Genomic DNA, 13,997 nt, shown 5'->3' with positions numbered 1-13,997 from the left:
GTGTCCGCCGAAAAACAAAGCGGCCGAACGGAATTCACCGGATCGGCCGCTTCATTTCGCAAGTAACCTACGGACGACTCAGCACATCCGCGTTCACGTTCTCGCCAAGCAACGCGGCACCCGGCTGCGCCGCCAAACCCTCAAGCACGTTCTTGCCGATCGCCGCCTCAGTTGGCAGTTCGATCGGGTAGTCGCCGGTGAAGCAAGCCGTGCACAAACGCGACTTCGGCTGCTCGGTTGCCGCGATCATGCCCTCGGTTGAGATGTAGCCGAGGCTGTCGGCGCCGATCGAGCGACGGACGTTTTCGACCATGTCGGCGTAGCTGTCATCGGTGCCCGCGCCGTTGGCGATCAACTCCGCGCGCGACGCGAAATCGATGCCGTAGAAGCACGGCCACTTCACCGGCGGCGACGCGATGCGCACATGGATTTCCAACGCGCCCGCTTCGCGCAGCATGCGAATGAGCGCGCGCTGGGTATTGCCGCGCACGATCGAGTCGTCGACAACAACAAGGCGCTTACCGCGAATGACCTCGCGCAGCGGGTTGAGCTTGAGGCGAATTCCCAGCTGACGGATGGTCTGGCTTGGCTGAATGAAGGTGCGCCCAACGTAGGCGTTCTTCATCAGACCCTGGCCGTACGGAATCCCCGAACCCTGCGCGTACCCGACCGCGGCGGGCGTACCCGACTCCGGAACGGGAATGACAAGGTCGGCTTCAACGGGATGCTCAACCGCGAGCTTGCGGCCGATTTCCACGCGAGTGGAGTGCACCGAACGGCCCGAAATGTTCGTATCGGGGCGAGCCAAGTACACGTACTCGAACACGCAACCCTTGGGCTCGGGGTTGGCGAAGCGCATCGAACGGACACCGTCGGAGTCGATCGCCAGCAGTTCGCCCGGCTCGATTTCGCGGACGAAAGCAGCGCCGACAATGTCGAGCGCGGCGGTCTCGGATGCGACGACCCAACCACGATCAAGGCGACCGAGCACAAGCGGACGCACCCCATGCGGGTCGCGCGCCGCGTAGAGCGTGTTCTCGTCCATGAACGTGAGACAGAACGCGCCACGCAATTGCGGAAGCAGTTCCATCGCGGCCTGCTCGATGCTCGAATCGGCGGAGGCGTGCGCGAGCAGCGCCGTGACGATGTCGGAATCGGACGTGGCACCGGTCATCTGCGGACGACCATCGACAACCCCAGCGCCAATCAACCCAAGCTCACGCGCACGCGAAGCGAGCTCAGCGGTGTTGACAAGGTTGCCGTTGTGGCCGAGCGCGAGGCCCGACCCAACCGAGGTGGTGCGGAAGATCGGCTGCGCGTTCTCCCAGGTAACGCCACCAGTGGTGGAATAGCGGCAGTGGCCAACGGCGATATGACCCGGCATCGCGCCAAGGGTCTGCTCGTCGAAGACTTGCGAAACCAGACCCAGGTCTTTGAAGACGAGGATCTGTGACCCGTCGGAAACAGCGATACCAGCTGCCTCCTGGCCGCGATGCTGCAACGCGTACAGGCCGTAGTAGGTGAGCTTGGCTACGTCCTCATCGGGAGCCCAGACGCCGAAGACGCCACACTCCTCGCGAGGTTCGTGCTCGAGCTCGTCGGGGGCGTTACTTGTTGCTTGAACCGTCGATTCGGCGTTAGTCACCGTTTGCTCCCTGTTCGGGCGGGCTGGGGGCAACCGTCATTCTACGGGTCGTAACCGACAGGTAGCACGCCCAGCCACCTACGCCGTCGCGAACACTCCGCCGACACGCGCGTAAATCGACGACACAGCTGTTAGCGTCGCGGGGGTGACCACTGACGAGGGTGCGAACGAACCTGTCCCGCCGGAGGAGACCGTGCGCCCGAGTCGTACCGTCGCCGAGGCGCTGACTCGCAACAACTTTGTGCGAATCATCTTGCGCCCCACCATAGTTCTCACCATTCTCACCGCGCTGCTTGGCGTGATGTACCTCGACTACGTTGCCGATCCCGAAGCCAATTTGCATGGGTTCCCGATCGCGTTGGTGAACCTCGACGTGGGCGACACCCTCGGCTCGGGTGATCAGACCAAACACGTGGATTTTGGGGCGCAAGTCACCCAGGCGTTGGTTGATGGTGTGCCGAAGGAGAAAGTGGATCTCAAGGTCGTCGGCATCACCGAATCCGAGCTATTGCTGCGCAATGGCAAGGTCTACGGCGCGATCGTGATCCCAAGCGACTTCTCCAAACGCCTCGGGATTTTGGGGGCGGGGTCGGTTGTCGCTGGCGAAATCGAACGCCCGGTGATCACGTTGCAAACCAATCCGCGCCTTGGCGCGTTCGGTACAACGATCACCGAGCGCATTGGTCAGCAGGCGCTCGCCGAGGTCGACAAGCAAGTCGGCGTGCAGCTGACCGAGCAGGTCACCTCGGAATTGTCGAAGACGCCGCCGGGCACTTCCGGCCCGTCGCCGCAGGTTTCGGGGGCGGCGCGGATCGCGCTCGCCAACCCGATCGACATCATCCAAGTGGAGTTTCGCCCGCTGCCCAGCGGCACCGGGCAGGGCCTCACCGCGTTCTTCTTCGCGCTGTTGTTGCTGCTCGCGGGCATGATCGGCGCGATGATCGTGCACACGATGACCGACGCCGCACTCGGCTTCGTGCCAACCGAATACGGCCCGATCTACGTCCACCACTCGGTGGTACGGATTTCGCGCGTCGGCACGCTCGCGCTCAAGTGGGTCGTGATGGTTGTGGTGTCCCTTGTTGTCGCCGCGGTCTACTTGGTCGTGGCGAAACTGCTGCATATGCCGATCGAGAGCCCACTCGCGCTGTATCTGTTCTCGACGTTGTGCCTGATCGCGTGTGGGTGGACCGGCTTGACGATGCTCGCCGTTTTCGGCACCCCTGGCCTGTTGATCAACATGGTGCTTTTCGTGATTTTGGGCCTGCCGTCGTCGGGTGGAACGGTGCCGATCGAAGCCACACCGCGGTACCTGACCTGGTTGGCCGAGTTCGAGCCGATGCACCAGGTTTACTTGGGCATTCGCTCGATCTTGTATTTCGACGCCAATTACGACGCGGGCCTCGGTCGAGGCGTTGGCATGGCCCTGCTTGGCATCCTCATCGCTGCCGTGCTGGGCTTCGGCGTCACGTATTTCTACGACCGCAAGGGCTTGCGCAGGGAAAACCTGCTAGTTGTCGACCGGTAAGGCGACGATCGGCAGCCAGTCGGCCACCTCGGGCGCCCGATTCCCGGAACTGCTCACCTGGGCCGTGCGCACGGCTTCGTCGAAGGAAAGCAGCCCGGTGGCGAGCAGTAACCAGGTCCGGGGATCGGTTTCGACGACATTGGGCGGGTTTCCGCGCGTGTGCCGCGGCCCTTCGATGCACTGAACAGCGACAAAGGGCGGTACCCGGACCTCGACGGAATGTCCGGGCGCGTTGTTTTCGAGCGTGCGCGCGGTCCCTCGAACGGCAGCGGCAATGGCTTTGCGATCGGGCGCTGGCGATGCTTCGTCGCGAAGCCACCCGGCGACCGCGAGCACGTCGGCCCGTACTTGCGCAGCATCAACTTTTCCACGCGGCATGAAACCAATCTATCCGCAACCATGTGGTTGCGATGGGAGTGGCATTTTCGTGCAGATTCGCGGTCGAACCCCTTGAATTGGGCCTTAGAGCCGCGAACCCGCACGTTTATGCCATGTTTGCCGCAACCGGACGGTTGCGATCACTCGCACCGCGCGTCGACCTCAACGTCAGCAGTGCGCCACCGGCATTGAGCGCAAGGTGTACCAGGGCCGGGGCCGTTGCGCTTTCCGCTCGCCGGGCAAGCAGGGTGAAGGCGAGCCCCGCCGCCGTTGTTGCAACGACGGTCGGAAGCACCGGGTCGCCAACCGCTCGCGCCGGGGTGATGTGGCACAAGCCGAAGGTCAGCGCGCCGACCAGTAAGGCCGGGCCGCGACCTAGGTTTGCCGATAACAGTGGGTCCAGTGTTCCTCGGAAGACTGTTTCTTCCGCGAAGACCGTTCCCGCCGGGATGTGGAGTGAAATCCATTCGTGCGCTGCGACTTCCGGCTCTCGACTGCTAGATGAGGCGAGCGCCGCACGGACGGCTGGAACGCTAAGCGCCGCGCCGAACCCTGCGACGACTGCCCCCGCGCCAGCCAAGCCAAGACGTAAACCGTTGGCCGACAGCCAGTTTGGTTGACCGTCAAACAACGCCCGGTAGCCAACCGCATAACCCACATTCGCCACCGTCCGGCCCCGCAACCCAAGCCCCAATCGCGGCAACACCACATTCGCCCACACCACCGGCGCGGCAGCGGCGGCGGCAGCGCGGATCACTTCACGGCCTCCTCGTACTGCTCATCCGCGATCAACGCCGCGAAGATCGCGTCGCGCGTCATCGCGTCCACCGGCCGGTCCGCGATCACCGACCACGCGTCCAAAACCGCGCCGCTGTACCGGTGACCGTGCCCGTCGACCACGCCCTGTGCGTTCGTCAAATCGGCGGTGACCTGCCAAAACGTCACGAACGGGGCCCACCGCATTTGTGTCGAGACGTCGGGTCCGCGCGGCTCGCTCAACCAGTCAGGGCGCGTGAAGATGAGGTCGGTTGACCACCACACGATCGGGTCGGACGGATGCTGCAAATAGCCGATGCGCGGCGGCAACCATTCGGGCGCGCCAGCGAAACCCCCTGTGCCGTCGGCAAATCGGACGGCGAGCCCATCCGAGTACACCGGTGCGACCTCGGGCGAACCGGGGTCGCGTCGGTCGACGAACTGCCGCCACAGCCGGTTCGAATTCGGCGGCCCAACCCAGAGCGCCCCATCGACCTTCGCGCGTAAGTCGGCGAGCCCGTCGAACACTTCCTCCGACCCCTGCGACCCCAAGCTTTCCCCGTACACAAACAACTTCGGCCGCTGCTCAACCGGCAACACCGACCACCGCGCGTACACCGCGTCGAACAGCGCGCGACTCGCGGCAGCCGCCTTGTCGCGGTCCGACAAAAACGACAGCACGCTGGGCAAATACGAATACTGCGTGGCGACGATCGCGGTGTCGCCGCCAAAGAGATACTCGAATGATCCCGCCGCAGCCGAGTTCACCCAGCCGGTGCCGGTGGTTGTCACGACCGCAAGGGCCGACCGCTCAAATGCCTTGGTTCGCTCCAACTCCGCGACAGCGAGCGATGCCGCGGCTGCGTCGCCAGCAGCCGACTCAAGCCCGACGTACGCCCGAATCGGTTCGCGCGCGCGGATGCCGGTGACCTCGGTGATCGCCGCGGCGCTCGGCCCATTCGAGACGAACCAGCGGCCCTCGTAACCAAGCGTGTCCCACTTGACCAAAGACGTAGGGCTGCCTGATCTTTCGGGCGCCCAAGGCTGCACCGCATAGGCCGACTGCCGATCGTTGCGCACGCTGAACGCCGAGTTAGCGACCGCGAAAAACGCGCGCGAAGCAACGCCGTTGCCGATCGTCACGACGACAACAACCAGCACGAGCAACCCAGCGGCGGGCGCAAGCTCGCGCGGCACTCGCACCCACTGGTTTAGCTGCCGCCCCAACGCCAACACCAGCGCGCGTACGGTGCGATACACCGCGACCACACACACGCCAACCGCAACGCTGAGCACGCCCGTGCGCAGGTAGGCGGGCGTCGTTGTGCCATCCATCCCCATCAGCGACGTCGTGAGCCGCTGCCATCGCGCTGACTGGATGAGCATCAGCCCGGCGACGATCACGCACGAAGTAAAAACCGCGACCTTGACCCCATAACGAACGCGACTGGGCAACGGTGCCAACGGAATCCGTGGACGCACCCACTTCTGAAACGCCCACTCGAAGACACACCCAAGCCCGTACCCGATCGCGGCGTTGATCCCACTGACGAGCCCCTGGAACAGCCAGTCGCGCGGTAGCAGCGACGGCGTGACCGACAGCGCGAAGAACACCGTCGCGAAGACAAGGCCCACGTAGTTGAGGTCGACAACCCGCTCAACGCGAGCGAACATGACGGCACCGCGCGCACGCAGCGCCCCCGCCGTCATCGCACGCGTAGACACTCGTCCAGTATGGCGGCACCCACTGACAGAAACCGGGATTGCCGACGGGTACTACGCATCACCATTGAGTAGAAATACGGACCTGGCGACAGGCGTCGAATCCCACACTTGAGCTTATGAGCGCACCCAACACCAAGCCCAAGAACACCGCCGCCTACACCGCCCAGGCCGCCATCGCCTTCGGCGTGAGCCTCGTTGGCACCGGCATCGGCATCGCCTACCTGCCACTCGACACCTGGCAGCGCGGTTTCCTCGCCATGTCGGGCTTGTTCCTCGTGACGAGCTGCTTCACCCTCGCGAAGGTGGTTCGCGACCAGCAGGAAAGCCAGTCGTTGCTTTCGCGCGTCGACGAGGCCCGCCTTGAGCAGCTGATCGCCGAACACAACCCGTTTCGCTCAGTCTCCTAAGGGCGGCGCTAGCCCGTGATCGAGGGGTTCACGGGCTACCCAGGTTCTGGTGTCGACCGTAAGAATTGTTGTCACTTTGTTTTTCGTACATTTATTTCATTGCAAACATGCCATTTTTCTTACGAAACGAAACTGGCCGGTAACAGTTCGACGGTACGGTTCCCCGCGAGATCGAGTAGCTCGGAGAGTGGGACCTGATGAATAAACATGCGAAACACGTTGCGGTGGTTGGCATTGCCGCGATAGTTGCGGCCACGCTGGCCGGGTGCGGTTCCGGCAGGACTGACGGCGGGGCAAACGGCCTGGTCACCGGCACGACGGACAAGATCTTCGCGCTCGATCCGGCGGCCGCCTACGACAATGGTTCGCTGCTCGTGGAGAACCAAATCTATTCGTACGTACTCAATTTCGCGCCTGGCGACGTGACGCCAAAGCCCGACGCCGCGGAGAAATGCGAATTTAGTTCACCCACGGTTTACACGTGCAAGATGAAGCCCGGATTGAAATTCGCCAACGGCAATCCCTTGACAGCCAAGAGCGTTAAGTTCTCGTTCGACCGGATGCTCAAGATCAACGATCCGCACGGTCCCGCGTCGCTGCTCGGCAACCTCGAAAAGACCGACGCGCCCGACGATCTCACCGTCGCGTTCACGCTCAAGGTCGCCAACGACCAGACCTTCCCGGCGATCCTGCCCACGCAGGCGGGCCCGATCGTCGACGAGAAGGTTTTCCCCGCCGACAAGGTCGCGACCGACGACGACGTGGTCAAGGCCAAGGGCTACGCGGGCCCGTACACGATTTCGAGCTACAGCAAGAACAAGCTCGTCGAGTACCAGGCCAACCCTGACTACCAGGGCATTCTCGGCACCCCGAAGACCAAGACGGTGTCGACGAAGTACTACGCCACCTCCGACAACCTCAAGCTCGACCTCCAGAACGGCGCGATCGACGTCGGCTACCGCTCGTTCACGCCAACCGACATCGACTCGCTGCGCGCTGACTCGAAGGTCAAGGTGACCGACGGCCCCGGCGGCGAGCTGCGCTACATCGTTTTCAACATGAACACGATGCCCGGCGGCACGCCTGAGCAGAAGCTCGCGGTGCGCAAGGCGATCGCGTCGTCGGTCGATCGAGAAGCGTTGGCAACCAACGTTTACAAGGGCACCTTCCAGCCCGCGTTCGGCTACGTGCCCCAGGGCATCGCTGGCTCGGCCGAGCCGCTGAAGGCCCTCTACGGCGCGAAGCCGGACAAGGCTCTCGCGACGAAGTTCCTCGCTGACGCTGGCGTCTCGACCCCGGTGACGGTGAACCTGCAGTACAACCCTGACCACTACGGGTCGAGTTCGTCGGAAGAGTACGCGGCGATCAAGTCGCAGCTCGAAGCGTCGGGCCTGTTCAAGGTGAACCTGCAGTCGACGGAGTGGGTGACCTACCAGAAGGAGCGCGCCTCCGACAGCTACCCGCTCTACCAGTTCGGCTGGTTCCCGGACTTCCCGGACGCCGACAACTACCTGACGCCGTTCTTCGGGCCGAACAACTTCCTGCAGTCGCACTTTGAGAACCCCGGTATCAACAGCCAGTTGACCGCCGAGACCACCGAGGTCGACCCGGCCAAGCGCGCCGAACTGCTCGCCAAGATCCAAACCGACCTCGCGCAGAACTTCCTGCCGACCCTGCCGCTGCTTTCGGGCAAGCAGGTCGCGGTGTCGAAGCCTGGCCTGACCGGAGTTGACCAGACGCTTGACGGCTCGTTCAAGTTCCGCTTCACGGTGCTAGCCAAGTGACCGAAGTCGCTGCCGCGCAAGCGGATTCGGTACGGTCGCGGTTTCGGTTGCGCGGCGGCGACTCCCGATATTTCGCGCTCTTTCGCTACCTCGCTGTTCGGCTGTTGTTGATCGTGCCGACCGCGTGGTTGCTGGTGACGGTCGTCTTTTTCCTCATGCGCGTGATCGGTGACCCGATCAGCGCGGCGATGGGCGGCCGACTCACCCAAGACCAGATTGAGCTGCGCAAGGAAGCGGCCGGGCTGAACCGGCCGATTTGGGTGCAGTACCAGGAGTATCTGACCGGGTTCCTGCACGGCGACTTCGGCCGCACCCAGGACAACCAGGCCATCACCGACGTCGTTTTCACCTATGGCGCGGCGACGTTCGAGCTGGTGTTTTGGGGCCTTGTCGTCGCGTTCGCCGTCGGCATTCCGCTCGGCAGATATGCTGCGACGCACCGTGATTCGGCATCGGATGCCGGGTTGCGATTCGCCGCGATCCTCGCCTACGCGGCACCGGTTTTCTTCGTCGGCATGGTGTTCAAGCTGGTGTTTTCGGTGTGGCTCGGGTGGTTCCCGGTGGGTGGTCGCGCGAGCACTGACGTCGAACTCGCGCTGCAACACGTCGCGCCCAAGACCAACGTGCTCTTCATTGACGCGCTGCTCTACGGCGAAACCAGCTACGTCTTCGACGTGCTGTGGCACGCGGTATTGCCCGCGCTCGCGCTTGGCTTGCTGACCGGCGGCATCTTCCTGCGACTGGTTCGCGTGAACCTCATCCTCACGTTGCGCAGCGATTTCGTTGACGCGGCGCGAGCGCGCGGGCTGTCGTCACGGGTAGTCGTCGGCCGCCACGCCACGCGCAACGCGCTCATTCCGATCATCACCGTGATGGGCATGTGCATCGCGATGATGCTCGGCGGCGCGGTGCTGACCGAGACCACCTTCGAGTGGAAGGGCCTGGGCTACCAGCTCGCCGAGTACCTGCGGGCGCGCGACTTCATCGCGGTGCAGGGCATCGTTGCGTTCATCGCGGTTGTCGTCGCGGTGATGAGTTTTGTTGTTGACGCGATTGTCGCGCTAATTGATCCAAGGGTGCGATTCTGATGCGAGATATCCTCGCCAATGCGGTTGGCTGGCAACGAGTTACGTTGATTTTGGGTCTGGCTATTGTGGCCGGGTTCGTCGCGGTCGCGGTGTTCGCGCCGCTGCTCGCCCCCTACGGGCTTGCGCAAAACAGCGTCGATGGGGTCGCGTTCGGGTCGCAGCAACCGCCTTCGGCACAGCACTGGTTTGGCACGTCGGTGCGCAGCGAGGACGTGTTCTCGCGGGTGCTGCTCGGGGCGCGCACCGCACTGTTCGTGATCGTGATCGCGGTGGTGTTGTCGCTGGTCATCGGCGTGCCGCTCGGGTTGGCATCGGGCTACATCGGGCGCTGGCCGGACCGTGGACTCGGGGTTGTGATGGACGCGATCTACGCGTTCCCGTCGCTGTTGCTCGCAATCATCGTGTCGATCGTTGTCGCTGGCGGCACGTCGAGCAGTCTCGGCGGGATGTTGTCGGCGGCGATCGCGATCACGGTTGTGTATGTGCCGCAATACTTTCGGGTTGTGCGCAACGCGACGGTCGCGGTGAAGTCCGAACCGTACGTCGACGCGGCGCGCGTGACGGGCGCGTCGACAACGCGAATCATGTTCCGCCACATCCTTTCTAACGTCACCGGCTCGCTGCCGGTGATCATCACGATTAACGCGGCCGACGCGATCCTCACCCTCGCCGCGCTCGGTTTCCTCGGGTTCGGCATTGAGCCGACGCAGGCTGCCGAGTGGGGATACGACCTGAACAAGGCGCTCAACGATGTTTCGAACGGCATTTGGTGGACGTCGATTTTCCCCGGTGTCGCCATTGTGCTTGTTGTCCTTGGCATCACGTTGGTAGGCGAAAGCATTGACGAGACGCTCAACCCGCTGCTGCGCACGCGCAGGGCTGTCGAAGCGAAGCAGGAGACGGCGGATGTCTGAGGTGAAGACGGCGGCGCTGTCGGTGTCGGGGCTGTCGGTGACGTTCTCGACCGACGCTGGTCCGGTCGACGCGGTACGCGACGTTTCGTACGCGGTTTACCCCGGTGAAGTGCTTGCCATTGTCGGCGAGTCGGGTTCGGGGAAGTCGGTGAGTTCGCGCACGGCGATGGGGTTGTTGCCCGCGAGTGCGCGGGTGTCTGGGCTCGTGACGGTCGGCGATCGGCCGGTGACAGGGCTCAACGAGAAGCAGCTCACCGCGTTGCGCGGCGGGGATGTCGCGATGATTTTCCAGGAGCCGTCGCGGGCGCTCGACCCGTTGTTCACGGTGGGGTTTCAGCTCGCTGAAGCGTTGCGCGCGCACTCGTCGATGGGGCGGAAGGCCGCACGTGCCAAGGCAATTGAGCTGCTTGGACTCGTTGGGTTGCCTGACCCGGATCAGCGCGTTGACTTCTATCCGCATCAGCTCTCGGGTGGGCAGAAGCAGCGCGTGATGATCGCGATCGCGATCGCGTGTGAACCGAAGGTGATCATCGCCGACGAACCGACGACGGCACTCGACGTCACCGTTCAGGCGGAAATCCTCGACCTGTTGCGCGACCTGCGCGACCGGATCGGCAGCGCGATCGTGCTCATCACACACAACATGGGCGTCGTCGCCGACCTCGCCGATCGCGTTGTGGTGATGCGGGCGGGCGAGGTGGTTGAGGAAGCGCCGGTCGACGAGCTGTTCGCCGCGCCGAAAGCCGAGTACACGCGCGCGTTGCTCGCTGCCGTTCCTCATCTGGGCGCTTCTTCGTCTTCGCGTGCGGCCGTTGATGTTTCGGTTGACCCGGTACTTGACGTGCGCGACCTTGTCGTCACGTTTCCCGGTGCCTTCGGCAAGCCCGCGTTTCGGGCTGTCGATTCGGTGAGTTTCGTGATCCGGCCCGGCGAAACGCTGGGACTCGTCGGCGAGTCGGGGTCGGGGAAGTCGACGATCGGGCGGTGCGTCGCCGGGTTGCAGCGGCCGCATTCGGGACAGGTGTTGATCGATTCGCATGACATCGTCGGCCGGTCGGAACGGGCGTTGCGACCGATTCGACAGCGGCTTGGGTTCGTTTTCCAGGACCCGGCTGGATCGTTGAATCCCCGCATGACCGTTGGCGACTGCATCGCCGAACCGCTGGTTGTGCACGGGGTTGGCGACCGGGCGAGTCGTGCGGCGCGGGTGCGTCACCTGCTTGATGACGTGCGACTGCCCGCAGGCACGGAAGGACGGTACCCGCACGAATTGTCGGGCGGTCAGCGTCAGCGAGTGAGCCTCGCGCGGGCGTTGGTGCTGGACCCGGACTTGATCATCGCGGACGAACCGACGAGCGCGTTGGACGTCTCAGTGCAGGCCGACGTGCTCACGCTTTTCACCGAACTCCAGGCGGGTTGCGGTTGGGCGTGCCTGTTCATCAGCCACGACCTGGCGGTCGTCGACCAGGTGTCGGACCGCATCATGGTTTTGCGCGAGGGCAAGTGTGTTGAAGAGGGCGACAACGAGTCGATCTTGCGGGCACCCGCGCAGGAGTACACGCAGCGGTTGGTTGCGGCGGTCCCGGTGCCCGATCCGGTTCGGCAGCGTGCGCGTCGGGTTGGTGCGGCCTAATTGGGCAATCCTGCCGTGCACGCAGGACAGTTGGGGCGATGGCCTAGAGTTGTAGGGCATCTATCCGCCGATTCGGTTTGGAGCTTTTTCCCACAATGACTGAACAAAACACTGGTGCAGGCGCTTCCTACGCTGCTGCTGGCGTGAGCATCGAAGCCGGTGACCGCGCCGTCGAATTGTTCGGACCATTGGCGAAGAAGGCAAGCCGTCCCGAGGTGCTCGGCGGCATCGGCGGATTTGCCGGGCTCTTCGCGCTCAAGGGTGGGTACCGCGAGCCGGTGCTCGCCGCGTCGACCGACGGCGTTGGCACCAAGATCGCGATCGCGCAAGCGCTCGACAAGCACGACACCGTCGGCCTCGACCTCGTCGCGATGGTCGTCGATGACCTCGTTGTTTGTGGTGCTGAGCCGCTGTTCCTGCAGGACTACATCGCCATCGGCAAGGTCGTCCCGGAGAAGGTCGCCGAGTTGGTTGGCGGCATTGCCGAAGGCTGCATCAAGGCCGGTTGCGCGCTCCTCGGTGGCGAAACCGCCGAACACCCCGGCCTCATGGATCCCGACGACTACGACCTGTCGGCCACCGGCGTCGGCATTGTTGAAGCCGACTCGATCCTCGGCCCCGACCGCGTCCGCCCCGGCGACGTCGTGATCGCGATGGGCTCGTCGGGCCTGCACTCCAACGGTTACAGCCTCGCCCGCAAGGTGCTGCTCGACATCGACCGCATGTCACTCACCGGCCACGTCGAGGAATTCGGTCGCACGCTCGGTGAGGAACTGCTTGAGCCGACGCGCATTTACGCCAAGGACTGCCTCGCACTGATCGCCGAAACCGATGTGCGCACGTTCTCGCACGTCACCGGTGGTGGCCTCGCCGCCAACCTCGCGCGCGTGCTGCCCGCCGGCCTGGTCGCCGAACTCGACCGTGGCACCTGGAACCCGGCACCGGTGTTCAAGCTGATCGCCCAGCGTGGTCGGGTTGAGCGCGTTGAGATGGAGAAGACGTTCAACATGGGCGTCGGCATGGTCGCGATCGTCGCGCCCGAGGATGCCGACCGCGCCCTCGCGGTGCTCACGGCCCGCCACATCGATTGCTGGACGCTTGGTCAGGTCAAGAAGGCGGCGGACGTCGACGCTGAGCGCGCTGTGCTGCTCGGCGACCACCCGCGCTTCTAAGCTGTTCGCAAAAGCCCCCGCATGCGGCCTGCGCGCGGGGGCTTTTTGCGCTGATCTGGCAGGCACGCATCGACCCGCGGGCGCTGAAGGCTGTGAGGGGGTCGGTCAGCAGGCCGAGCACGGCGAGCATGGTGACCGACTTGCCCGATCCCGATTCACCGACAAGACCCAGCACCTCGCCGGGCTCAAGTCGCAGGCTGACCGAGTCGACAAGCACAACGCACTCGCCAGGAGTGCGCGTGCGTACGAAATGGTGACGCGCCCTTGCATTCCCAACGCTTCGACGTCCCCGCTGCTGGCCGGGATGCCCGGCCCCGAAGCGCTCACCTAATCGGTGAGCACGCTGCTGTGGCGGCATCGGCCGAGTAACTTTCGCCAGGACAGCGTGCTGATCTTGATGGGCACAAGCTGGACAGATGATCACCAGGCTCTGGTGGTGAAAATTCGGGGCGAAATCCATCCCTGAGAGCCTGGTGGGCACGTGTCCAATTCCCATTGCCGCGACCAGGCGACCAAGTCAGGCAGCTAAAAGAGGGGCGTTCGCATGAAACACGACGAGCGTCCTGTGGTATCCACAGGACGCTCAGTCGCGTATTCGTCTATCGCCCTACTGCAGCGACTCCGGAGTAACCCTCAACGGGTATGTCAGCGGCGCCAGCTGTCGTAGGAGTCGTCGTCCTCGTTCCAACGGGACGGCGAATCATCCGCGTCGTGCTCATTCGACAGCAGCCCACCACTACGTGGTTGAGACATCGGAGTGCTGTCGGACAGCTCGCGCTGAAGGCTCGCGAAGTCCGTCGGCGCGGAGCTGTACTTGAGCTCACGTGCGACTTTGGTCTGCTTTGCCTTAGCCCGGCCACGGCCCATGGCTGACCCCCTCGCGTCACTGCGGGGCGGCCTGGGGTTTGTTGGCGGCCCCGTTCGAATTAATACTCTTCCTGACAGACACTTTAGCGTGTGTCTGGCG

13 protein-coding genes are annotated in these 13,997 nt (G+C 63.9%); 7 read left to right on the top strand and 6 right to left on the bottom strand.

Features of this window, described 5'->3' with window-relative positions; all coding sequences use genetic code 11:
* Window positions 1-67: 67 nt before the first annotated feature.
* Window positions 68-1,645: an amidophosphoribosyltransferase gene (gene purF, locus IEX78_RS17170; RefSeq protein ID WP_188829991.1), complete on the bottom strand. Its 1,578-nt coding sequence runs from the start codon at window positions 1,643-1,645 to the stop codon at window positions 68-70.
* Window positions 1,646-1,790: 145 nt separating this feature from the next.
* On the opposite strand from purF, the gene IEX78_RS17165 reads away from it, so the two are divergent.
* Entirely contained in the window at window positions 1,791-3,173 is a 1,383-nt protein-coding gene (locus IEX78_RS17165) for a YhgE/Pip domain-containing protein (RefSeq protein WP_229684057.1), read from the top strand.
* Here IEX78_RS17165 and IEX78_RS17160 read toward each other — a convergent pair.
* From IEX78_RS17160 to IEX78_RS17150, 3 genes are all read right to left on the bottom strand, one after another.
* Window positions 3,156-3,551: a sterol carrier family protein gene (locus IEX78_RS17160; protein ID WP_188829990.1), complete on the bottom strand. Its 396-nt coding sequence runs from the start codon at window positions 3,549-3,551 to the stop codon at window positions 3,156-3,158. The genes IEX78_RS17165 and IEX78_RS17160 overlap by 18 nt on opposite strands.
* Window positions 3,552-3,657: 106 nt before the next feature.
* Window positions 3,658-4,308, bottom strand: a complete 651-nt coding sequence (locus tag IEX78_RS17155) for a CPBP family intramembrane glutamic endopeptidase (RefSeq protein WP_188829989.1) — start codon at window positions 4,306-4,308, stop codon at window positions 3,658-3,660.
* Window positions 4,305-6,032 (bottom strand): alpha/beta hydrolase, encoded by a 1,728-nt coding sequence (locus tag IEX78_RS17150; RefSeq protein WP_308426550.1) that lies wholly within the window; start codon window positions 6,030-6,032, stop codon window positions 4,305-4,307. Before IEX78_RS17150 ends, IEX78_RS17155 begins: the two co-directional genes overlap by 4 nt.
* A 116-nt stretch (window positions 6,033-6,148) precedes the next feature.
* Here IEX78_RS17150 and IEX78_RS17145 point away from each other — a divergent pair, with 116 nt between their 5' ends.
* The 6 genes from IEX78_RS17145 (at window position 6,149) to purM (ending at window position 13,030) form a co-directional block, all read left to right on the top strand.
* Window positions 6,149-6,439, top strand: a complete 291-nt coding sequence (locus IEX78_RS17145) for a YiaA/YiaB family inner membrane protein (RefSeq protein WP_188829988.1) — start codon at window positions 6,149-6,151, stop codon at window positions 6,437-6,439.
* Window positions 6,440-6,636: 197 nt separating this feature from the next.
* Window positions 6,637-8,223, top strand: coding sequence for an ABC transporter substrate-binding protein (locus IEX78_RS17140; protein WP_188829987.1), 1,587 nt, complete (start codon window positions 6,637-6,639; stop codon window positions 8,221-8,223).
* 47 nt (window positions 8,224-8,270) lie between these two features.
* On the top strand, window positions 8,271-9,311 hold the full coding sequence (locus IEX78_RS17135; RefSeq protein ID WP_188830258.1) for an ABC transporter permease: 1,041 nt from the start codon (window positions 8,271-8,273) through the stop codon (window positions 9,309-9,311).
* A complete protein-coding gene (locus IEX78_RS17130) occupies window positions 9,311-10,225 on the top strand; it encodes an ABC transporter permease (RefSeq protein ID WP_188829986.1) in 915 nt (304 codons plus the stop codon). The genes IEX78_RS17135 and IEX78_RS17130 overlap by 1 nt, the downstream gene beginning before the upstream one ends.
* On the top strand, window positions 10,218-11,858 hold the full coding sequence (locus IEX78_RS17125) for an ABC transporter ATP-binding protein (protein ID WP_188829985.1): 1,641 nt from the start codon (window positions 10,218-10,220) through the stop codon (window positions 11,856-11,858). The genes IEX78_RS17130 and IEX78_RS17125 overlap by 8 nt, the downstream gene beginning before the upstream one ends.
* 95 nt (window positions 11,859-11,953) lie before the next feature.
* A complete protein-coding gene (purM, locus tag IEX78_RS17120; protein ID WP_188829984.1) occupies window positions 11,954-13,030 on the top strand; it encodes a phosphoribosylformylglycinamidine cyclo-ligase in 1,077 nt (358 codons plus the stop codon).
* On the opposite strand, the gene IEX78_RS24765 is transcribed toward purM, so the two are convergent.
* Together IEX78_RS24765 and IEX78_RS17110 are read right to left on the bottom strand one after the other, a co-directional pair.
* A complete protein-coding gene (locus IEX78_RS24765) occupies window positions 12,966-13,388 on the bottom strand; it encodes an ATP-binding cassette domain-containing protein (RefSeq protein WP_188829983.1) in 423 nt (140 codons plus the stop codon). The two genes, purM and IEX78_RS24765, sit on opposite strands and share 65 nt — an antisense overlap.
* A gap of 287 nt (window positions 13,389-13,675) precedes the next feature.
* A complete protein-coding gene (locus IEX78_RS17110) occupies window positions 13,676-13,897 on the bottom strand; it encodes a DUF3073 domain-containing protein (RefSeq protein WP_188829982.1) in 222 nt (73 codons plus the stop codon).
* Window positions 13,898-13,997: the final 100 nt, after the last annotated feature.

Origin of the sequence: Nocardia camponoti, from assembly GCF_014646135.1 — a bacterium.
Lineage (GTDB): Bacteria > Actinomycetota > Actinomycetes > Mycobacteriales > Mycobacteriaceae > Nocardia > Nocardia camponoti.
Note: the sequence above shows the minus strand (reverse complement) of the source record. Positions and strands in the feature narration are given on the sequence as shown.